This window comes from Arthrobacter sp. Y3221087 (assembly GCF_059089905.1).
Map to the genome: position 1 here is coordinate 109,294 of NZ_JBNHFE010000001.1, position 21,115 is coordinate 130,408.

Genomic DNA, 21,115 nt, shown 5'->3' on the forward strand with positions numbered 1-21,115 from the left:
GGTGATGCCGGTCACAAGCGCACCGCCTTTTCCACTCTTCCGGCGGCGAGCCCGCCCATCATTTGCGGAGCAACCATGTCACTGTCACCTGCCTTCACCACCTCATCTACCCTGGATCCCGCCAAGAACGAGCCCTTCGAACTGGGCCGGGTCCAGTGGGTGCGCCGTTTTGGCGAGGGGGAACGCCCCACCCTCGCCTGCGGGTACTGGCACGTCAATCCGGTCGAAGCGCCGGAACCCTTCGACCTCGCGATGGAAGCCGACGAAACCATCCACATCATCGAGGGGCACCTGCGGATCGAGGTGGAGGGCGGCGAGGCCTACGACCTCACCGCCGGAAGTTCAGCCTCCTTCAACAAGGGCGCCAGGACCCGCTGGTCCGTGCTGGCGCCCACCGTCGAATTCTTCGTCTACTCGTAGGAACGGCCATGGAGCACGCAAACGTGGACGTCATTGTGGTGGGTGCCGGCTTCGCAGGACTCACGGCGGCGCGGGAACTCACCCGGCAGGGCTTCGCCGTGCACATCGTGGAAGCCCGGGACCGCATTGGCGGCAGGACCTGGCTGGACAGCCGCCTTGGCCGCGACCTGGAGATCGGCGGCACCTGGGTGCACTGGACGCAGCCGTACGTCTGGGCCGAATTGAAGCGCTACTGGATCGGCACAATGCCCAGTCCTGAGCCCCAGCGAGCCTATTGGTGGGCCGACGGCGGCCGCCACGAAGGTTCACCCGCCACCTTGCTGGAGTTGATTGGCCGCCACAACAGCCACTTCGTCAAGGACGCCCGGACCTACTTCCCCCAACCTTTCCAGCCCTTGGGGCAGGACTCGTTCAAAGAGATCGACGACGTATCCGTCCTGGACCGGATCCGGGAGCAGTTCCCGCCCGGCTCCGCCCGGGACATCCTGGAATCCTTCTGGACTTTGAACTTCAACGGTCCGCTGGAGGACGCCGCACTCACCCAGGCCCTGCGCTGGGTTGCGCTCACCAACGGCGACTGGGCCGTCAACTTCGAGGCCTGTGCCACCTACAAGATCGACGGCGGCACTGCTGCCCTCGCCGAAGCGATCCTGCAGGACTCCGGCGCGTCCATCCGCTACGGCTTCCAGGTGGCGGGCATCACCGACGGCGGCACTTGCGTCACCGTCCGGAGTGCTGACGGCCGCACCATCGGTGCCAAAGCCGCCGTCGTCACCGTCCACCTGCACGCCATGCACGCGGTGGCATTCGAGCCGCCGCTGCCGGCCGCCAAGGCGGACGGCGCCGCCCGTGGCCAGGTCTCGAAGGGCGTCAAGGTCTGGATCCGGCTGCGGGGTGAACACCCGCCCTTTGTGGCACTGGGGAACGCAGACTGGCCGCTGAATTTCTTCCAGGTGGAGTACGCGCTCGACGGCGACACAATCGCCGTCGGCTTCGGTCCCGACGCCGCCAGGATCGACGCCGGCCACCCGGCGTCCGTCCAGGCGCAGTTGGAACGCCTGGTCCCCGGACTCGAGGTCGTCGACGTCGCGACGCACGACTGGGTGGCTGACCCGCTCGCGGGCGAGACCTGGCCCATGCACCGCACCGGCTTCCTCGCCACCTCCCTGGCTGCGCTGCAGGCACCGCACGGCAATGTGCTCTTCGCCGGCTCGGACATCGCCAACGGGTGGGGCGGCTTCATTGACGGCGCCATCGAAAGCGGCATGGAGGCCGCGCTCCAGGCCGCTTTCCTGCTGGCCGGTCCGCGCGGCGCTGCGCTGACCGACAACAAGTGATCGCTGCAGGACAAAGCGCTGTTGACGTCCTTTGCGAAGCTGAATTCCATAGCCATTCCCCCAACTCCTCATGACCGCTAAGAGGGATCCAATGAGTATTTCCAATTCCGAGTACCGGACCACTGACGTTCCGGCCAAGGAGCATTCCACTGCCCTCCGCGCCGGCAGCATCGGCGTGCTGGGCATCCTTTTCTTCGTCCTCTCGGCGCAGGCGCCCCTGACGGGCATCGTGGGCGCCTCGCCGCTCGCCGCAGCGTTCGGCAACGGTGCCGGCGCCCCGGGCGCCTACCTCATCGTGGGCATCGTGATCGTCATCTTCGCGGTGGGCTTCGTGGCCATGAGCCGCAGGATCCAGGCCAACGGCGCCTTCTATGCCTACATCACCGCCGCGTTCGGCAGGCGGACCGGGGCCGGTGCCGCCTGGCTGGCGCTGCTGGCCTACAACACCGTCCAGGCCGCGATGTACGGGCTTTACGGGGCCGTGTTCTCCGGGCTGCTGGCCTCCATGGGACTCGAGGTGCCGTGGTGGCTGCTGGCCCTGGCCACCATGGCGGGCGTGCAGGTGCTGGGCTCGCTGAACATCGAACTCGGTGCCCGGCTCCTGGCCCTGCTGGTGGGCCTGGAGGTCGCGGTGCTGCTGCTGTTCGGCTTCACCGTGCTGTTCCGCGGCGGGGGACCGGAGGGTCTTGAGCTTGCGGCGTCCTTCTCGCCGGCGGCAATCGGCGCCGGAGCTCCCGGCGTGGCCATCATGTTTGCCGTGGCGTCCATGTTCGGCTTCGAATCCACGGCGATCTATTCGGCGGAAGCCAAGGATCCGCACCGCACCGTTGCCCGTGCCACCTATCTTTCCGTGGGCGTCATCGCGGTCTTCTTCTCGTTCATCTCCTGGATGCTGGTCAGCTACTACGGCCCCTCCCAGGTGATGGATGCTGCCGGGGCGGCACTGGAATCGGGGGACGCCACCGTCTTCGTCCTGGGGCCCATGGTGGAACTCTTCGGCCCGTGGGCCGGGGTGGTGACCAGCGTCCTGCTGGTCACGTCGCTGCTGGCCGGCATCATCGCCTTCCACAACGGCATCAACCGGTACCTCCACTCCCTGGCTTTGAACGGCTCCATGCCTGCAGCCGTGGCCAGGACCAACCGGCACCGCGCCCCGGCCGTGGCAGCGTGGATCCAGACCGGCGCCGCCGTCGTGCTCGTTGCCCCCTTCGCCCTCCTGGGCCTCGACCCCGTGCTGAGCCTCTTCTCCTGGTTCAGCGGGCTGGCAGTTGCGGCACTGCTGGTGCTGTACATCCTCTGCTCGGTGGCCGTCGTCGGGTTCTTCTGCCGGGAGCGCATCACAGGCCAGCCGTGGCAGACCCTGGTGGCTCCGGCGCTCGCCGCCCTCCTGCTGGCGTGGATCCTGTTCCTGGTGGTCAGCAACTTCACCGCGCTGATCGGCGGCAGCACCGAAACCGCGGTGGCCCTGCTGGTGGCAGTCCCTGCCATCTACGTGGCCGGCGTTTTGGTGGAGGGGCAGGTGCAGCGCCGGCAGGCAGCCGCGAACCTGGGAAGCAGCCGCCTCTAGGACGCCTGCCCGGCAGGACCGGGAGCCAGCTTTTCACTGGCCCGCGGGGGAGCAGCAGCTCCCCGGCGGGCCAGCCTGCGTGCCAGCACGAAGACCCCGGCGAGCAGCACCGCCGCAGCGCCCGCCACGCCGCCCCCGGCAGGCCACAGCCCGGCCAGGCCCAGGAGGGCCGGAACCGTTGCCGTGACCTGGCTGGACAACACCAGGCTCCAGCCGGCCAGCGGATCCAGCCGCGTGACGCCCAAGGCCGCGGAGGCAAAAAGCAGGCCCCAGAGCACGGACCAGCACAGCCACAGGACAGCCAGCAGCGGGTCGGTGCCCAGCCATGCTGCGGCGAGGACCAGTCCGACGGCGGCCACCATGCCGCAGAACCAGCCGACGCCCTTGGATCCAAGGCCCAGCAGGACATCCAGGCCCACGTAGGCGTAGGTGGTGCCGAACAGGAACATCCCCGCGACGGTCAGCGGCGCGGTGCCGCCTACCGCCAGGCAGGCGATGCCGAGCGCCAATTGGGTGCAGCCCACCAGGAGGCTGAAGGCCCCGGCGTCCCGGCGGGGAAGGAACCCCAATGTTCCCAGGCCGTTGATCAGGAGTGCTGCCCCGGAGAGCAGCAGGCAGATGTCGGCCATCAGAAGGCCCCCCGGCGGTTCGTACGAGTCCGGAATTCTTTCACAAGACGGAATTGGAATGTCACATTCCGGATATTAGGCTGGAATCCGCGCCGCTGGCTACAGGCCGCCGGTCATAATCGTATAAGTTGAAGTATCAACTTTTGTGCGCGCCGGAACGGTGCGCCGCGGAACAGGCAAGGAAGCAGTTCATGGATGCACGGCTGGAGGCCATTCGGGACACCGTCCTGGCGCGGAATCCCGGCGAGGCGGAATTCCACCAGGCGGTGGTGGAGGTCTTTGAAAGCCTCGGCCCGGTCCATGACCGGCACCCTGAATTCCTCGACGCCGCCATCCTGGAGCGCCTCTGCGAACCCGAGCGCCAGATCATCTTCCGCGTGCCGTGGACCGATGACGCGGGGCGGGTGCAAATCAACCGGGGCTTCCGGGTGGAGTTCAACTCGGCGCTGGGTCCCTACAAGGGCGGGCTGCGGTTCCACCCGACCGTCTACCTGGGCATCGTCAAGTTCCTGGGCTTCGAGCAGATCTTCAAGAACGCCCTCACCGGGATGCCGATCGGCGGCGGCAAGGGCGGGTCCGACTTTGACCCGCGCGGCCGCAGTGACGCCGAGGTGATGCGGTTCTGCCAGTCCTTCATGACCGAGCTGTACCGGCACATTGGCGAGTACACGGACGTCCCGGCAGGCGACATCGGCGTGGGCGGGCGCGAAATCGGCTACCTCTTTGGCCAGTACAAGCGCATTACCAACCGGTATGAATCCGGCGTGCTGACCGGCAAGGGGATCTCCTGGGGCGGCTCGCTGGTCCGCCCGGAGGCCACGGGCTTCGGCACCGTGATCTTCACGCAGGAAATGCTGAAGACCCGCGGCACCTCGTTCGACGGGCAGCGCGTGGTGGTGTCCGGCTCCGGCAACGTGGCCATCAACGCCATCGCCAAGGCGGAGTACCTGGGTGCCACCGTGGTGGCCTGCTCCGACTCCTCCGGCTACATCGTGGACGAGGCGGGGATCGACGTCGGGCTCCTGCGCGAGGTCAAGGAAGTGGAACGCGGCCGGCTCAAGGACTACGCCGTCCGCCGTCCCGGCGTCTCCTATGTTGACGGCGGTTCAGTGTGGGACGTCGATGCCACCGTGGCACTGCCATGCGCCACGCAAAACGAGCTCGACGGCGGTGCTGCCGCGAGGCTGGTGCGGGGCGGCCTCCTCGCGGTGGGTGAAGGGGCCAACATGCCGTCCACCCGGGACGCCGTGGCAGTCTTCCAGGAGGCAGGGGTGCTCTTTGGCCCCGGCAAGGCCGCCAACGCCGGCGGTGTGGCCACCTCGGCGCTGGAGATGCAGCAGAACGCCAGCCGTGACTCATGGTCGTTCGAGCACACGGAGGAACGGCTGACGGACATCATGGTGGGAATCCACCACCGGTGCGCTGCCACCGCCGACGAGTACGGCGAGCCGGGCAACTATGTCCTGGGCGCCAACATTGGCGGGTTCGTCAAAGTGGCCGAGGCCATGCTGGCGCAAGGCCTGATCTAGCGGACGCGGTGTAGCCTAGCCGCCGCGCCGCCAGTCGCTGGGGGAGACGCCGAACGCATCCCGGAAGGTCCGGCTGAAGTGCGCGGCATCAAGGATTCCCCACCGGGCGGCGATGGCGCCCACCGGCTGTCCCGCGTGCAGGGGGTCCCGCAGGTCACGGCGTGCCCCGTCCAGCCGCTGGCTTCGGATCCAGTTGGCCACTGTGATGCCGGATTCGTGGAAAACGTTGTGCAGGTGCCTGGTGGAGATAAAGTGCGCCGCGGCAATGCTGGCGGGTGACAGCGTAGGATCCGATAAGTTGGCCTCGATGTATTCCCGGATGGATACAGCCAGGAGCGCTTGCGGTTTCATCCGGTCCGGGGTCATGTCCATCTCGGCGTGCAGCATGGTGGAGACCAGGTCCAGGGCGTTGGTTGCCAGGCGGGAGCCGCTGGGACCGTTCAGGACCTCCAGGTTCTCCGAGAGCTGGCGGATGAATTGCCCCACGATGCCGCTGAGGCCGGTGGCGTCCATGCGGACGGCGGCGAGCTGCCCCACGTAGTCCGGCGGCAGGGACAGGGCGTCGCAGGGGAACATCACCACCATAATCCGTGCCTGCTCTTCAAAGGTGAGGGTGTAGGGGCGGTTGGTGTCGTAGATGGCAAGGTCGCCCGGCTGGAGGACTGCCTCGCGGTTGTCCTGGATCAGCAGGCCGCTGCCCTCCAGCTGGAGGTTGAGCTTGAAGTAGCGCTCGCCGGCCCGGGCAATCAGCGCCGGCGTGCGGTGCACCTCGTGCGACGTGGCAGTGACTTCCACGATGGACATGCGGTCCAGCACGCGGGAGCGCATCTGTCCGCGGAAGCCGTCCACGTCCGCGGTGCTGGCGGCCAGAGGCACGAAGGACTCGGCCACCAGGTGCTTCCAGTGGTCGAAGGATGTGGCGGTGCGGGACGTGAGCTGCTGCCCGGCGGACCGGGACGGGCTATGTGCTGGCATGGATGATCCTGACGACGACGGACGGCCATCTGACTTCCCCCGAACTGTGTCACAGAACACAGTCCACTCAGGTTAATGCCGCGCCAATCTTTTTTCAACAGTTGGCGAAAAAAGACCTCCCCGCGGAGGGGCTAGGTGTTCCTGCCGCGGGCGGCCACGCGCCAGCGCTCTACCAGGCTTCCGTTGCTGACGACGGCGACATCGTCCACCAGGTTCATGGCCAGGCATACGTGGTTGGGGATGACGCGTAGCCGTCCGCCCAGCGCCGGCGGTTCTTCCGGGCTGCACCACTCCACGATGGCGTGGTGCTCCGAAAGGGCCGTGATCCTCGCCTCCGGATGATCAAGCAGCCGCCCGTAACCGGTGGCCCAGGAGGGCTTGTCACTGCCGAGGATCTTGCTGCCGGCGTCGACGATAAAGCGGGGCGTCATGCCCGGTTCCACCGCATGATGGCTCACCACGGTGGCTGCCACCGTGAGCGCAATATCCTCCGGGGCGCAGCGGCCCAGCTCAAGCTGCTGGGCGTCGCCGAAAACGTAGACGCCCGGACGGACCTCCGTGGCGGCGGAATTTCCGGTGAGCAGCGCAGTGGGTGTGGATCCTCCGCTGCGCACCCTTGCCGTGAACCCGCTTGCCGCCAGGGCCTCCGCCGCGAGCTGCAGTGCCTCCTGCTCCTGCGCCGCCGCCTCGGCCGGCATGCCCGGAGCGTAGCTGTGGCCGGGAAAAGTGAACACGCCCGCAACGTCCAGCCCGGCGTCGGATGCTGCCCGGGCAACCTCCGTTGCAGACTGCGGGCGTACGCCGCTGCGGTGATGGCCGCTGTCCACCTCCACCAGCACCCTGACGTTTCCCGCCGCCGGCCCCAGTCCCTGGCCAAGCCGGGCGGCACCTTCCGCGGAGTCCACACCCACGGTAAGTTCCGCCCTTCCGGCGAGGTCACGGAGCCGTCCGGCCTTCCGGTCGGACAGCCACAAAGGGTAGGCGATGAAAAGGTCGTCCACGCCGGCATCGGCGAAGACTTCCGCCTCGCCGATGGTGGCCACCGTCAGCCCCGTGGCGCCCCCGGCAAGTTGCCGGGCGGCAATCTCCGGGATCTTGTGCGTCTTGGCATGGGGCCGAAGGATGAGTCCCTTGGCCCGGACGGTATCCGCCATGCGGGCAATGTTCCGGTCAAGGATGTCCAGGTCGACCAAGATGCCCGGCGTCTCGATGTCCGCGGGGATGGTCTCCGCAATCATGCGCCGACCAGGGCGAGGTAGCCGTCAAGCTGGGCGGCGTGGCCAAAGTCGGCCCCGCCTTCCGGGGCAAGCGCCGCCTCGATCTGGGCGCCGAGCAGCATGTTGAGGAGCTGGCCGGCCAGGATGGAATCGTCGACGGCGGCACGGACGTCGCCGGCTTCGCGCGCCTCTGCCAGGAATCGCTGGATGGTGTCCAGCCACGCGGCCATGGACTGCTGGTGGATCTGCGCTTTCTGGGCGTCATTGACGGCCTTCTGCCAGAACGGGATCACGATCCGCGCTTCGTTGACGCGCTCCTCGTCCAGGGGCAGTACCTCCAGGCAGAAGGCCCGCAGCGCTGCAATGCCGTTCTTGCCCGCAGTCACCTCGGCGATCCGCTGGTTGGTCCGGTTGAAGACGTGGCCGAAGGCGAATTCCAGGAGGGTGTCCTTGGTGGGGAAGTAGGGCTTGAGGGCGCCATTGGCGAACCCGGCCTCCATGGCGATCTCGCGCATGGTGGCCCCCTCGAGGCCCTGCCGGGCGATGATCCGCCACGTGGCGTCAACGAGCTCCAGCCGGCGCTCGTCGTGGTCAACTATCTTCGGCACCGCTGGCACTCCCGGGAAATATTTCGCTCAGACTCTTGTGAGCCATGTTACGGACGTTTATTCTCTACAACTATAGAAAATAAACCACCAGCGGCCGGCTGCGGCCCGGACAAAGGTTTCACCATGACTCTTGCACCAACCCACACTGCATCCCCCTTCAGCCTGGCAACGGCGCCGGAAATCCTTGCAGTACGTTCTATCCTGCAGGCAGCAGGCCAGTTGGAACCACAGCACCGGATCGCCTACCTGGGCCTCCTGGAGCCGCCGCGTGGCGCGGCACCCGAGGAGGCGGACCGCCGCTTCCGGGTCTTTGTCCACGATGTCTCCGGCGCGGCGCCGCGCGACATCATCGTCTCGGTCACGCAGCAAAAGGTGCTGTCCGCCGTCGAACTCGATACCGCGGCAACCGGCGAACTGCCGGTCCTTGAGGAGGAATTCGAGCTGGTGGAGTCCCTCCTTGCCGCCGACACACGCTGGCTTAAGGCTTTGGAGGACCGGGGCCTGGATGTTGAAAAAGTGCGTGTGGCGCCGCTTTCGGCGGGCGTCTTTGAATATGCCGAGGAGAAGGGCCGGCGGATCCTGCGGGGCCTGGCGTTCGTCCAGGACTTCCCCGAGGACAGCGCGTGGGCACATCCCGTGGACGGCCTGGTGGCCTACGTGGACGTGGTGAACAAGGAGGTCACGCAGGTGATCGACCTCGGCGCCATGCCCATCCCCGCGGAGCACGGCAACTACACCGATCCGGAACTGACCGGCCCGCTCCGCACCACCCAGAAACCCATCAACATCACCCAGCCCGAAGGCCCCAGCTTTACCGTCACCGGCGGCAACCACGTGGAGTGGGAAAAGTGGAGCGTGGACGTGGGCTTCGATGTCCGCGAGGGCGTTGTCCTGCACAACCTGGCGTTCCGGGACGGCGACCGGCTGCGGCCGATCATCAACCGGGCCTCCATCGCCGAAATGGTGGTCCCGTACGGCGATCCGTCGCCCATCCGGTCCTGGCAGAACTACTTCGACACCGGCGAATACCTGGTGGGCCAGTACGCCAACTCCCTGGAGCTGGGCTGCGACTGCCTGGGCGACATCACCTACCTCAGCCCGGTCATCAGCGACGCCTTCGGCAACCCGCGCGAGATTCGGAACGGCATCTGCATGCACGAGGAGGACTGGGGCATCCTGTCCAAGCACAGTGACCTGTGGAGCGGCGTCAATTACACCCGGCGCAACCGCCGCCTGGTGATCTCCTTCTTCACCACCATTGGCAACTACGACTACGGCTTCTACTGGTACCTCTACCTGGACGGCACCATCGAGTTCGAGGCCAAGGCAACCGGCGTCGTCTTCACCTCCGCGTTCCCGGAGGGAGGCTCGGACAACATCTCCCAGCTGGCCCCCGGCCTGGGCGCCCCGTTCCACCAGCACCTGTTCAGCGCGCGGCTGGACATGGCCATCGACGGGTTCACCAACCGGGTGGAGGAAGAAGACGTGGTCCGGCAGGCGATGGGCCCGGGCAACGAGCGAGGCAACGCCTTCTCCCGCAAACGGACCGTGCTGACCCGCGAATCCGAAGGGGTCCGTGAGGCCGACGCCCGGACTGGCCGGACCTGGATCATCTCCAACCCCGAGTCCCGCAACCGCTTGGGCGAGCCGGTGGGCTACAAGCTCCACTCCCACAACCAGCCCACCCTGCTCGCCCACCCCGAATCCTCCATTGCCCGCCGCGCCGCATTCGCCACCAAGGACCTCTGGGTCACCCGCTACGCCGAGGAGGAGCGGTACCCCACGGGCGACTTCGTCAATCAGCACGCCGGCGGCGCCGGCTTGCCCGGGTACGTGGCCCAGGACCGGGATATCGACGGCCAGGACATCGTGGTCTGGCATACCTTCGGCCTGACTCACTTCCCGCGGGTGGAGGACTGGCCCATCATGCCCGTGGACACCGTGGGCTTCAAGCTCCGCCCCGAAGGGTTCTTCGACCGCAGCCCGGTCCTGGACGTGCCCGCCAACGTCAACGCGGCGTCGGCGTGCCACAGCGAAGGTACCAGCGGTGGCTCCTGCCACTAGCCCGGGACTTCATTCCCGGCTGTGCGCGCTGGTCACTGCGGCGTCCTGCCTGGTGCATCTGTGGGTGGCCACCTCCGGCGGGCACGGCATCTGGCTCGGACTCCTGATGGTGGCGCTCGCCGCCGTCTGCGTCCCCTGCACCGTCCACATCTGGCGCCACGGAAGAGTGGGGGCACTCCACCGGGTGGCTGCCGCCGCCGTGGTGATGGCCGGCCTGCACGCGGTCCTGCTGCTGGGCGCGGGAGGTGCGGGGCACGCCCACGGCGGGGGAGCGCCGTCGTCCGCTTTTGAAGTGACCAGCAGTAGCCGACTGCTGCTGGTTATCGGACTGGAACTAACGACGGCGATGCTCGCCGCCACGCTCGTGGCACGGCTGCGGCGGCAGGCGTCAGGCGGGACCTAACCCCGTTCCCTGGCAGGCTCCCCGGCGTGGCGGGAAGCGACGGTAATCTCCGCCACGCGTTCCAGCCGGGGGTGAAGGTTGTCCCCGCCGTCCACCACGCCTTTCTGCCACCATAGCTTCAGCCCCCCGGGCACCACCTCGAGGCAGGCCAGGTTGTTGTCGAACCACGGGCCCTTGATGCCGGACCACTGGAACGGCGGCGCTTGGACTTTAGCCGAGCGGGCAATGGCGGCGCCCACGGGGGCGGCCAGGCCGTAGGACATGACAGCGCCGAAGGACCGCAGCAGCCGGGGCAGCGGGTTGCGGATGGGGGAGCAGACCGCCTGGATGATCCTGCTGCCTTCGCTCCGCTCCACTTCAGAGACGTAGGAAAAGTGCACGTCGCCGGAAAGGAAGGTCACCGTTTCCGGTGCCGGGCCGCGCCGGCCGTCTGCCACCTCCATGGCCATCGCCGCCACTTGCCGGAAGCTCTTTTGGAAGGCTGCCCAATGCTCCAAATCGAAGGCCTGGCGCAGCTTCTCGGCGGCGCGGGCCGCGCGTTTCCCCCACGCGCCCTCCGAAACGGCCTCGTCCCAGGATTCGAGGTGATGCAGGCCCATCGGCAGCAGGAACGGCAGGGACGTGGCCACCAGCAGGTGCCGGAAGCCGCCCTGCATCCGGTCGTCCAGCCAGGCGGTCTCTGCGTCATCCAGCAGGGCGCGGCGGTCCGGTGCCAGGTTCCGAGCGGCACGGGAATCCACCACGATCAGGCGGGTATCACCGAAGTCGCGGCAAGAACTCCACCGGTAAGCCTCCGGGTTTTGGTCTGCCTGCTCCGCAAAGGTGTCCAGCTCGGTGCTGAGGTCCAATTCCCCGCTGCCGCTGTGAGCGGCAACTTTCTGCCAGAGGCGATCCGCAGCGCGCTCCTGCGGCGAAAGGTTCCCGAGGTGCTGGTAGACCCAGTAGGACGCCAGCCCGGCTACGATTCGCCCACGCCACCAGCTGGCGGTCTGCATTTCCTCCCGCCAGCTCCGCGACGCGTTCCAGTCGTCCCGGATGTCATGGTCGTCAAAGATCATGGCGCTGGGCAGGGTGGACAGCAGCCACCTGTTGGCCGGGTCGGACCAGGCCAGGTAGTAGAGGTGGGCGTACTCCTCGTAGTCCTTGAGCTCCTCGCCGGGAGGCTCCTTAATGTCCCGCCGCGCTTTGATGAACTCCTGCATCTGGTCGCTGGTGGAATCGGCGTAGACCTGGTCTCCGAGGAATGCCACCAGATCGGGCCAGGGTTCCTTTCCGTTCGAGCTCCGGTCCATGGCGTACGCGCGCAGGGCGTCCACGCCATGACTGCGGTTGCCGGAGGCATCATGGGGGACGCTGGTCCGGCAGGAACCGAACGCCAGCCGCAGCGGCTTGCCCGGCTTGAGCGTGGCGATCACCGGCGGCGGGAAACCCGGCTCCTGCTCCGGCCATACATGGCGTCCGTTGATCTCCACCGTGTACGGCGTTACCGTTCCAGGCTCAAGTCCATCCACGTCAACCAGGGCGTAATGGTGCCCGTGCACGGCAAAGGTTGAAGCCGTCCATTCCCTGCCGCCGGCCTGCACGGATACCTGGGAAGAGTCGCGGGTTTCCACCCAGACGCTCGCCGTCGTCTCATCCACGAACCGCATCATGGGACCAAGCACCAGCGCTGAGGAAGTCATCTCTCAGTTGTACCCGCTGGGGCGCGGGGCGGCTATGGGGAAACCCGCAACTTGTCTTCTAGCGCTCCGCGAACCAGTCCCGCGCGGGATTGGTCACGGCGGGTGCCGAGCGGTCCAGTCCGGGCTGGGCAGCCCATTGGACGCCGTTCGCCAGGACACGCTGGATCTGCGGGTGGTGGTACACCGGGTATTCCTGGTCGCCAGGGCTGAAGTAGAAGATGCGTCCCTTGCCGCGGGTGAACGTGACGCCGGAACGGAACACCTCGCCGCCGGCGAACGAGCTGATGAAGATCAGGTCGTCGGGGTCGGGAATATCGAACAGCTCGCCGTACATCTCCTGTTCCGGGATCACGATGGGGCTGTCCACGCCCTCGGCGATGGGATGCGACGGCTTCACTGTCCACACGAGCTCGCGTTCGCCTTCGTTCCGCCACGCCAGCGAGCAGCTGGTGCCCAGCAGCCGGGTGAAGATCTTTGCGAAGTGCCCCGAATGGAGCACGATCAGCCCCATCCCGCCCAGAACGTGGCGCTGGACGCGCTCGACGACGGCGTCGCCCACCTGGTCATGGGCGATGTGGCCCCACCAGAGGAGGACGTCCGTTTCGGCAAGCACCTCCTCGCTGAGCCCGTGCTGGTCGTCGGTGGCGAGGACCGCCGTCGTGATCTCTGACTCCCGGTAAAAGGAGCGCAGGCCTGCTGCGATGGCGCCGTGGATGCCGTCCGGGTAGATCTCCCCGATATGGGCCGGCTCGTTGTTGGCCTCGTGGACACCTTCGTTCCAGACCAGGATCCTCAGTTTTTCACCCACTAGAGACGAACCTCCCTTTGCTCGCGCGCCGACTGGTAGCACGCGTCGATGATGTGTGCCCGGTAGAGGGCCAGCGAGCCGTCATGCCCCCGCCAGGCCTCGGCGCCGCCACGGACTGCTGTCACGAAATCCTCAACCACCGCATCGTGTGCCCGGCCCGGGAGGACCGGCGGCACATAATCCGCGGACTCCCCGTCCTTGTCGGTGAACACGCGGAGCTGGCCGACGGGCGGGAAGGGTGCGCCCTGCACCTTGAGCTCGGCGCCGCCGTCGGTCCCGTAGACGGTGAAGTCCAGCAGGTCGTCGGTTTCCCGGTACGTCGCCCAGCTGGCCTCGATGAGGAGCGTTCCGCCGCCCTCAAGCCGGAGGAAGGCGGACGCGAAGTCCTCCACCTCGAAGGCGTGGCTTGAAGCCAGGGCTGAGTAGGCGCTTCCGCCACCCCGCCCCTGCGGGCCCAGCTCGGAGTGGGTGGCGGCGGACACTGCCAATACTTTGGGTTCGCCCAGCAGGTGCAGGGCGTAGTCCAGGGCGTGGACGCCGATATCGGCCAGGGGCCCGCCGCCGGCGAGTTCGGGGTTGGTGAACCAGCTGCCCAGCGTGGGGATGCCGGAACGGCGCAGCCACGATGCCTTCGCGTAGTAAGGGCGGCCGAGGCCGCCGTCGTCGATGACCTGCTTGAGCGCCTGGATGTCGCCGCGGCGGCGGTGGTTGAAGGCGACGTCCAGGACCCGACCGGCTTTGCGGGCGGCATCCACCATGGCCTGGCCCTCGGCGGCGTTGCGCGCGATGGGCTTTTCGCTCAGGACGTGCAGGCCCCGTTCAAGTGCAGCAACGGCGATGGGTGCGTGCAGGAAGGTGGGCACTGCCACGCTGATGGCGTCCAGCCCACCGTGGTCCAGCATCTCCTGCCAGTCCGCAAACCCGTGCGGAATGCCGTACTCGGCCTGGAGTGACTCGCGGAGGTCCTGTTCCATGCCGGCCAGCGACACAATGCGTACGCCTGGAAGCGCATCGTAGGCCTTCAGGTGCTGCTGCCCGGCCCAGCCGATGCCGACGACGCCGACCCTCAGTTCTGGAACAGGTGCTGCGGCCGGCGTGGCTGCCTGCTGGCCGACGGGCTGCTTGTTGTTCAAGGGTGTGCTTCCTTTGGATCGGGACTTTCACGGTTCAGAGTGGAATCGATTCCACAAGGGGGCTCCGAGTGCATTTGGATAGCCTTGGAATCGATTCCAAAATTCTTTCAGTGCGTGCTCTCTACTGTCAACCCTTTTTATCGGGCCGTGGATTCCCGCACCACCAGCTCATGGGGAAGGAAGGTGCGCCCGCGGCGGGGTTCGCCCGGTCCGGTCATGCGGTCGAAAAGTGCCTCAAAGGCAAGCCGGCCCATGTCGTACGCCGGCTGCCTGATGGTGGTCAGCTCCGGCACGCACATCTCCGCCTGGATCGAATCGTCGAAACCCGCCACGGCAATATCGCCGGGCACGTTCAGGCCGGCATCAGTAATTTCCCGGACGCAGCCGGCGGCCACGGTGTCGCTGCCGCAAAAGACGGCGTCCGGCAGCGGGTCCAGGGTTAGCAGTTCCCTGGTGAGGCGGCGCCCGGCATGGAAGTCGAACCCGCTGTCGGTGAAGAGCGTGTGAGCGGGCGGCAGGCCTGCTTCTGCTGCAGCACTGCGGAACCCTTCCTCACGCAGCCTGCCTGAGCGGGCGGCCCGGTTGCCGATCATTGCAAGCCTCCGGTTGCCGGTTGCGATCAGGTGCCGGGTGATGTCGAAGGCGGCTTGGCGGTCATCGATGGACACGCCGAACGCTGCCTCCGCGTCCCCCACTTCGCACAGCTGCACCACACTGAGCTGGGCGGCCAAAGCCTCCACGTCGTCGTCCGGCATGGTCGGGGAGAACAGCAGCAGCCCGTCAACGGAGCCGTTGCGGAGCATGTCCACGAGCTGCTGCTCCCGCTCCGGGTCGCCCGATGTCGGCGCGATGAGGCTGACATAACCGGACAATGCTGCTGCGTCACCCACTCCGCGGAAGGCCTCGCTGATGATGGGTGAGTCGAGGGTCTTGGCGAGCGCCAGGATGCGCATCGTCCGGTCGCGCCGCAGGTCGCGCGCGGAGGCGAGCGGCCGGTAGTTGAGCTGGCGGATGGCTCCTGCCACCTTTTCCCTGCTCGCTACGCTCACGGCAGGGCTGCCATTCAGGACCCGTGAGACTGTCCCTACGGACACTCCCGCCGTCCGGGCGACGTCCTGCACTGTCGCTCTCGCCATGTCCGTCTCTGTCCTTCCGCCGGCAGGGTTTGCCAAGTTGCCCGGGTTTTTCCAGCTTAGCCGCGCCAGGGAAGCGCAGCTGTGGCGCAGCCCCTGAAACCCGGGTGTGGATGACTGAAACCATCATTTAACACACCCGAAACCCAGCTCAAAACCCCCGCCATACAGTTGGAACCAGACGGCAATAGCCGCCCTCCGATGAACGTGGTACTGACTCCGCGTCCCTCCTCCGGAGTGGCTCTGACAGGCGATTTCCGTTCTCTCCTCGCATCACGAAAGGGGTTTCCCAATGGATTCGGGAAATGTCGCTTGGATTCTGGCCAGCGCAGCGCTGGTCTGCATGATGATCCCCGCCCTGGCCCTGTTCTACGGGGGCATGGTGGGGTCGCGCCGCATCCTCAACATGATGATGATGTGCTTTGGCGGCGCCAGCCTGGTCGCCGTCCTGTGGGCGCTGTTCGGATACTCGCTGGCCTTCGGGAACTCCGTGGGCGGCCTGGGGCTGATCGGTGACGTCACCGAGTTCCCGGGCATGGGGCAGCTGCTGGCCGCGAACGAGGGGGCGTCCATCCCGGCCATCCTGTTCGCCGCGTTCCAGCTCTTCTTCGCCTGCGTCACCACGGCCCTGGTGGCCGGCGCGGCGGCAGGACGCATGAAGTTCGGCGCCTGGATGCTCTTCGCCGGCATCTGGGCCACCATCGTCTACTTCCCCATTGCGCACTGGGTCTTCGCCTTCTCCTCCGCGGACGGCAGCGTGACTGGCGGCTGGATTGCCAGCGGCATCAAGGCCATCGATTTCGCAGGCGGCACGGCTGTGCACATGAACGCCGGCGCCGCCGCCCTCGCCCTGGCACTGGTCCTGGGCAAGAGCTCGGGCTGGCCCAAGATGGAACACACCAAGCCGCACAGCCGGCCTCTGGTCCTGGTTGGCGCCGGCCTGCTGTGGGTGGGCTGGTTCGGCTTCAACGCCGGGTCGGCACTGTCTGCCGGCCAGTCGGCGTCGGTGGTTTTCCTGAACACCGCCGTGGCAGCGTCCGCCGGCCTCCTCGCGTGGGCCCTCGTTGAGCGGCTCCGCAACGGAACCGCCACCAGCATGGGCGCTGCATCCGGCCTGGTCTCGGCACTGGTCGCCATCACGCCCGCCTGCGGCTCGGTCAGCCCGCTGGGCGCGATTGCCATCGGCCTGATCGCCGGCGCCGTTTGCTCGCTTGCGATCGAGCTGAAGTTCCGGCTCGGCTTCGACGACTCGCTCGACGTCGTTGGTGTCCACCTGGTGGGCGGCATCCTCGGCACCCTGCTGATCGGCCTCTTCGCCACCGACGCCGCCCCGAACGCCGTCAACGGGCTCTTCTACGGCGGCGGCCTGGACCTCCTGGGCGTGCAGTCGCTGGCAACGGTCACGGTCCTGGCGTACTCCTTCGGCATCACCTGGATCCTGGCAAAGATCCTGGACAAGACCGTTGGCCTGCGCATCAAGCCGGAGGACGAGATGCGCGGCATCGACCTCGCGGCCCACTCCGAACTGGCGTACCTGACGGACGAGGACCCGGTGGAGCTGGGCTCACCGCACCGCGGCTAGCTTCATCAGGGCCTTGGGCCCGCCCACGAATCAGGCAGGGGCCAAGCCCTGGACCGGTGCCGGCAGCAGCTGGCTTATAGTTCCAGGGTTTGGCCCGCTGTCGTGCGTGCTGCCTTCAGTGTTCGGTGCATACCACGACGCCGTCACAAACTTCCAGGACGGCCGCCCGGATGTGGCTCAGGCGCGTGCGGGGGTCCGCTTCCATGCTGCCGATGTCCTCCCCGCCCCAGTGCGGATGCGTGAAATACACCAGCAGGGCCCGCTCCCCGCCGTCCCCGCCGGCGGGAAGGGGCACCACGTCCGCATGGCGTCCGACGACGGGCGGGTTGCCTGCCGTTTCAGGCGCGGTGAGGATGAGGCCGTCCAGGTGCTCCTGCCGGGTCCAGTCGCCCGCGGCATCTAAAGAGCGGTAGACGGCCTGGCCCCGCCATTCGTCCACGATCATCCAGTACGCCCCGGCCAGCCGGAACACCTTGGGCCCTTCGTGGGGGCGCCCGGAAATCGCGACTCCTTCCAGAACCCACGATGCCGGGTCCTCCGGCGTGTCAGTGACCGCGCTGTAGGTGTTGCAGTCGCGGGTTTCGTCCTTGTACCAGAGCCGGTAGCGGCCGTCCCCGCAACGTGCTACGGCCGCATCGATGGCCCGCGGGGAGTCCAGGTCAACGGCACCAAGGTATTCCCAGTGCTCCAGGTCCTTGCTGGCGAACTGCACGATGCCCGCCTGCCCTGTCCGGTCAGTCCTCACTCCGGGCAGGACGGTGAGGTACATGATCCACTGGCCGCCGATACGGACGACGTCGGGTGCCCAGGGGGTTGCGGGCTGTTCAGTTCCCGGCGGCGTGAGCCCGTCCACGGTGCCCTGGTAGGTCCAGGTGGCACCACCATCCGAGGACCGTGCGACGCCGATACCCGTACCGTGCACCCATTCGACGCCGGTCAGGCCCGCTTTCGTGGCCCGGCGCTGCGTGTAAAAGAGGACCCACTCGCCCCTGAGGTGGTCGGCCACCAGGATGGGGTCAGTGGGGCCGTCCCATACGGGGTCGCGGTAGGGAACTGTGAAGGCGTCGGGGCGCAGGGGAGCCATGGTGGCGATGGCCTCGTCGGTGGCAGGTGCAGCCGGCACAATTCCTCCAACGTTGTAGTTTTGGTTGTGATCCAGCATAAAGGGCAATGAGCGGCGTGAACATTGGCTGCCTCGTTCTTGTTCGGATCCCTTTACCGTCATGCGCTGGACGTATACTCCGAACATGCCAATAACGAGCCTCAACCGAAGCATCCACGCTCAGCAGTCCGCCGTCGGGAAGCGCGGGAGCGAACTGTGAGCGGCGGTCTCGTTGCCCTGCTGGATGACGTCGCAGCCCTGGCCCGGATAGCTGCCGCCTCGGTGGACGACGTCGCGGCCGGCGCCGCCAAGGCAGGAGCCAAGGCCGCCGGCGTCGTCATCGACGACGCCGCCGTCACGCCGCAGTATGTCTCCGGCAGGGACCCGTCGCGCGAACTCCCGATGATCAAGAAGATCTTCTGGGGCTCGCTCCGGAACAAGCTCCTGGTCATCCTGCCGGCCCTGCTGCTCATCAGCGCCTTCGCCCCGTGGGCCATCCCGTTCATCCTGATGCTGGGCGGCACCTACCTTTGCTACGAGGGGGCCGAAAAGGTCTGGCACAAGATCCGCGGCCACCACGCCGCGGAAGAGGACTCTCCGGCGGTTGACCGCGGACCGGGTGCCGAGGCCAAGGTGGTCAAGGGCGCCATCACCACGGACTTCATCCTGTCCTGCGAAATCATGGTCATCTCGATGAACGAGGTGGCCGCTGAATCAATATGGACCCGGGCGCTCATCCTGGTAGTTGTGGCCCTCGTCATCACGGTCCTTGTTTACGGCGCGGTTGCCCTCATCGTGAAGATGGACGATATCGGCCTCCACCTGGCCACCAAGGACTCAGCAGGGTCCAAGCGCTTTGGCGAAATGCTCGTCAAGGGGATGCCCGCCGTGCTGGCGGCGATCACTTTCATCGGAACCATCGCCATGCTCTGGGTCGGCGGCCACATCATGCTGCAGGGAGCCTACGATCTTGGCTGGCACGCGCCGTATGACCTGGTCCATGTCCTTGAGAAACCCTTTGCCGGGATTGCAGTGGTGGGCGGCCTCCTCGCCTGGCTCGTGAACACGCTCTGCTCGGCAGTGCTCGGGTTGGCCTGGGGCCTGCTCGTCATGGCTGTTGTGCACCCGCTGCTGAAGGCGCTGCCGATTGGCAAGAACAAGGGCGGGCACGAGGAAGGCGACATCCGCGCCGAACTCGCCGGATACCGGCCAACGAAACGGGACGGCGAGCCCGCTCAACGGGAAGGCGATGCCGCCCATTAGCCAGTAGGCCGCAGCGCAGAGGCTGTTTTGTCAGACCCTCCTGCAATGCTTTGGGTATGGGCGGCACAACGGCGCAGGGCGTGGACGGCAGAGACGCGGTTGCAGCTGCCCTGGCGTCTGTGACCGGGTTCGCTGACGAGCTTGCGGGTGTTGTTGCCGGTAACTCTTCCGACTGTGAAGAAAGTGATCCATTACGGGCGTTCGCGACGGACTGCCTGGACGGGTTGGCGTTGCTCGCCAGACTGGAGGCGGCGACCGCGGCGGTGAAAGTGCGTTTGGTGGCTGGCCATGCCGGGGCAGTCGCCGCGCTGCAGGACCCGGACGCCGGTCCGCAGTGGGCGGCCGGCCAGCAAATGGCTGTGGTCGCCGAAGTCGCCTGCGTCCTGACCATCGGCGAACGCGCCGCGGGCGCGCTGATCGGTGCATCGCACGCTTTGACCAGCAGCCTGCCTGCAGCATTGGATGCGCTGCAGGCCGGGACGGTGTCGTGGCAGAACGCCCAGGTCCTGGTGGACGAGGCCACGGGCCTGAACGCCGCCGGCGCGTCGGCCCTGGAAGATCACTTCCTCACCCCCGGCGCGGCTGGCCCTGACGCACTTGGGGCCGGGCCCGGGGGTGTGGCGGGGGAGCTGCCGCCGGCGAGGTTGCGGCGGAAGGTACGGTCCTGGCGGGAACGCCACCACCCGGAATCGATCGAAAGCCGGCATGCTCGGGGCGTAGCGGATCGGCGGATGGAGTACTCCCCGGACCGGGATGGGATGGGCTGGATCTCGCTGTTCCTGCCCGCCGATCTGGCCAACGCCACTTGGAACCGCACCAGGGCCATCGCCCGTGGACTCCAGGGCACGGATGAGCCCCGCACCCTTTCCCAACTGATGGCGGATATCGGGGCTGCGGCGCTCCTGGGCGCCGGGAGCAGTGTTGCGCCGGGCGCCGGGGCAGCGGCCGGCCTGGCAGAGGTCCCGTCACCGGCGGCGCAGGTGCTCGTCACCGTGCCGGTGTTGTCGCTGCTGGGGGTCACTGACGAGCCCGCGGTGCTGGACGGGCACGGGCCGGTTCCGGCGTCGATGGCCCGGCAACTCGTCGCCGAGGGGGCGGCGTCGTTCTACCGGGTGCTGGTGGACCCGCGGGACGGGGCACCGCTGGAGATCGGCCGTAAGAACTACCGAATACCGGCAGCAATGCGGCGGTGGCTCCGGCTGCGGGACGGCAAATGCCCGTTCCCCGGCTGCAGCAACGCCTCGCTCGATAACGAAGCCGACCACCTGCTGGCCTGGCATCACGGCGGGACTACCGGGATCAGGAACTTGGGACAGCTCTGCCCGAAACATCACCGGATGAAACACGGCAGCGGCTGGGAACCCACCCCCGCCAGCAAGAACCGGCCGCCAGGCTGGATCTCCCCGGCAGGCCGCACCTACAACAGCGAACACCAGGACTGGGAACCACCACACCTGCCACGCATGGGCGAGGCGCAAGGCCTGCCGGAGGCAGATGACTCATGGATCTTGGCAGACGGGCGAGCGGCAAGGCTGGCCGGACATGCCGCACCCGGACACTTGGCCGGACTTCGACCGCCTGTACCCCGAACCGCCCATCGAGGAGCCGCTGAGCGGGAACTTGGAGGACCCCGACGACCTTCCGGCCGATGATGACCTTTGGG

General features: G+C 67.2%; 18 protein-coding genes. 9 read left to right on the plus strand and 9 right to left on the minus strand.

What is annotated here, in order from left to right:
• The first annotated feature begins 75 nt into the window (after nucleotides 1-75).
• The 3 genes from AC5RUO_RS00460 to AC5RUO_RS00470 all read left to right on the plus strand — a co-directional run bounded on the left by AC5RUO_RS00460 (nucleotide 76) and on the right by AC5RUO_RS00470 (nucleotide 3,324).
• Nucleotides 76-420 (plus strand): cupin domain-containing protein, encoded by a 345-nt coding sequence (locus AC5RUO_RS00460; protein ID WP_494102485.1) that lies wholly within the window; start codon nucleotides 76-78, stop codon nucleotides 418-420.
• An 8-nt stretch (nucleotides 421-428) separates the two neighbouring features.
• Nucleotides 429-1,757 (plus strand): flavin monoamine oxidase family protein, encoded by a 1,329-nt coding sequence (locus AC5RUO_RS00465; protein WP_494102486.1) that lies wholly within the window; start codon nucleotides 429-431, stop codon nucleotides 1,755-1,757.
• 91 nt (nucleotides 1,758-1,848) lie between these two features.
• Nucleotides 1,849-3,324: an APC family permease gene (locus AC5RUO_RS00470; RefSeq protein ID WP_494102487.1), complete on the plus strand. Its 1,476-nt coding sequence runs from the start codon at nucleotides 1,849-1,851 to the stop codon at nucleotides 3,322-3,324.
• Here the strand turns inward: AC5RUO_RS00470 and AC5RUO_RS00475 are convergent.
• Nucleotides 3,321-3,953, minus strand: a complete 633-nt coding sequence (locus AC5RUO_RS00475; RefSeq protein ID WP_494102488.1) for an AmiS/UreI family transporter — start codon at nucleotides 3,951-3,953, stop codon at nucleotides 3,321-3,323. The two genes, AC5RUO_RS00470 and AC5RUO_RS00475, sit on opposite strands and share 4 nt — an antisense overlap.
• A 191-nt stretch (nucleotides 3,954-4,144) precedes the next feature.
• Here AC5RUO_RS00475 and gdhA point away from each other — a divergent pair, with 191 nt between their 5' ends.
• Nucleotides 4,145-5,482 (plus strand): NADP-specific glutamate dehydrogenase, encoded by a 1,338-nt coding sequence (gene gdhA / locus AC5RUO_RS00480; protein WP_494102489.1) that lies wholly within the window; start codon nucleotides 4,145-4,147, stop codon nucleotides 5,480-5,482.
• 15 nt (nucleotides 5,483-5,497) lie between these two features.
• Here gdhA and AC5RUO_RS00485 read toward each other — a convergent pair whose 3' ends face one another.
• The 3 genes from AC5RUO_RS00485 to AC5RUO_RS00495 form a co-directional block, all read right to left on the minus strand.
• On the minus strand, nucleotides 5,498-6,457 hold the full coding sequence (locus AC5RUO_RS00485; protein WP_494102490.1) for an AraC-like ligand-binding domain-containing protein: 960 nt from the start codon (nucleotides 6,455-6,457) through the stop codon (nucleotides 5,498-5,500).
• A gap of 131 nt (nucleotides 6,458-6,588) precedes the next feature.
• Nucleotides 6,589-7,695, minus strand: coding sequence for an alanine racemase (locus AC5RUO_RS00490; RefSeq protein ID WP_494102491.1), 1,107 nt, complete (start codon nucleotides 7,693-7,695; stop codon nucleotides 6,589-6,591).
• Complete coding sequence (locus AC5RUO_RS00495; protein ID WP_494009737.1) at nucleotides 7,692-8,282, minus strand: TetR/AcrR family transcriptional regulator; 591 nt, start codon at nucleotides 8,280-8,282, stop codon at nucleotides 7,692-7,694. The genes AC5RUO_RS00490 and AC5RUO_RS00495 overlap by 4 nt, the downstream gene beginning before the upstream one ends.
• Nucleotides 8,283-8,405: 123 nt before the next feature.
• Here AC5RUO_RS00495 and AC5RUO_RS00500 point away from each other — a divergent pair, with 123 nt between their 5' ends.
• On the plus strand, nucleotides 8,406-10,346 hold the full coding sequence (locus AC5RUO_RS00500; protein WP_494102492.1) for a primary-amine oxidase: 1,941 nt from the start codon (nucleotides 8,406-8,408) through the stop codon (nucleotides 10,344-10,346).
• On the plus strand, nucleotides 10,330-10,749 hold the full coding sequence (locus tag AC5RUO_RS00505) for a hypothetical protein (RefSeq protein ID WP_494102493.1): 420 nt from the start codon (nucleotides 10,330-10,332) through the stop codon (nucleotides 10,747-10,749). Before AC5RUO_RS00500 ends, AC5RUO_RS00505 begins: the two co-directional genes overlap by 17 nt.
• Here AC5RUO_RS00505 and AC5RUO_RS00510 read toward each other — a convergent pair.
• The 4 genes from AC5RUO_RS00510 to AC5RUO_RS00525 all read right to left on the minus strand — a co-directional run bounded on the left by AC5RUO_RS00510 (nucleotide 10,746) and on the right by AC5RUO_RS00525 (nucleotide 15,508).
• Complete coding sequence (locus tag AC5RUO_RS00510) at nucleotides 10,746-12,431, minus strand: alkaline phosphatase D family protein (RefSeq protein ID WP_494102494.1); 1,686 nt, start codon at nucleotides 12,429-12,431, stop codon at nucleotides 10,746-10,748. The two genes, AC5RUO_RS00505 and AC5RUO_RS00510, sit on opposite strands and share 4 nt — an antisense overlap.
• A gap of 58 nt (nucleotides 12,432-12,489) precedes the next feature.
• Entirely contained in the window at nucleotides 12,490-13,239 is a 750-nt protein-coding gene (locus AC5RUO_RS00515; protein WP_494102495.1) for a ThuA domain-containing protein, read from the minus strand.
• Complete coding sequence (locus AC5RUO_RS00520; protein WP_494009733.1) at nucleotides 13,239-14,372, minus strand: Gfo/Idh/MocA family protein; 1,134 nt, start codon at nucleotides 14,370-14,372, stop codon at nucleotides 13,239-13,241. The genes AC5RUO_RS00515 and AC5RUO_RS00520 overlap by 1 nt, the downstream gene beginning before the upstream one ends.
• Before the next feature lie 137 nt (nucleotides 14,373-14,509).
• Complete coding sequence (locus AC5RUO_RS00525; protein WP_494009732.1) at nucleotides 14,510-15,508, minus strand: LacI family DNA-binding transcriptional regulator; 999 nt, start codon at nucleotides 15,506-15,508, stop codon at nucleotides 14,510-14,512.
• 289 nt (nucleotides 15,509-15,797) lie between these two features.
• Between AC5RUO_RS00525 and AC5RUO_RS00530 the strand changes: the two genes are divergently transcribed.
• Nucleotides 15,798-17,087 carry an ammonium transporter gene (locus AC5RUO_RS00530; protein ID WP_494009731.1) on the plus strand — a complete coding sequence of 430 codons (1,290 nt, stop codon included), beginning with the start codon at nucleotides 15,798-15,800 and terminating at the stop codon, nucleotides 17,085-17,087.
• 115 nt (nucleotides 17,088-17,202) lie between these two features.
• On the opposite strand, the gene AC5RUO_RS00535 is transcribed toward AC5RUO_RS00530, so the two are convergent.
• On the minus strand, nucleotides 17,203-18,210 hold the full coding sequence (locus AC5RUO_RS00535; RefSeq protein WP_494102496.1) for a family 43 glycosylhydrolase: 1,008 nt from the start codon (nucleotides 18,208-18,210) through the stop codon (nucleotides 17,203-17,205).
• Between the two features lie 195 nt (nucleotides 18,211-18,405).
• Between AC5RUO_RS00535 and AC5RUO_RS00540 the strand changes: the two genes are divergently transcribed.
• Both AC5RUO_RS00540 and AC5RUO_RS00545 read left to right on the plus strand, forming a co-directional pair.
• Nucleotides 18,406-19,452: a DUF808 domain-containing protein gene (locus AC5RUO_RS00540; protein WP_494009729.1), complete on the plus strand. Its 1,047-nt coding sequence runs from the start codon at nucleotides 18,406-18,408 to the stop codon at nucleotides 19,450-19,452.
• Between the two features lie 56 nt (nucleotides 19,453-19,508).
• Nucleotides 19,509-21,104 carry an HNH endonuclease signature motif containing protein gene (locus AC5RUO_RS00545; RefSeq protein WP_494102497.1) on the plus strand — a complete coding sequence of 532 codons (1,596 nt, stop codon included), beginning with the start codon at nucleotides 19,509-19,511 and terminating at the stop codon, nucleotides 21,102-21,104.
• Nucleotides 21,105-21,115 lie beyond the last annotated feature (11 nt).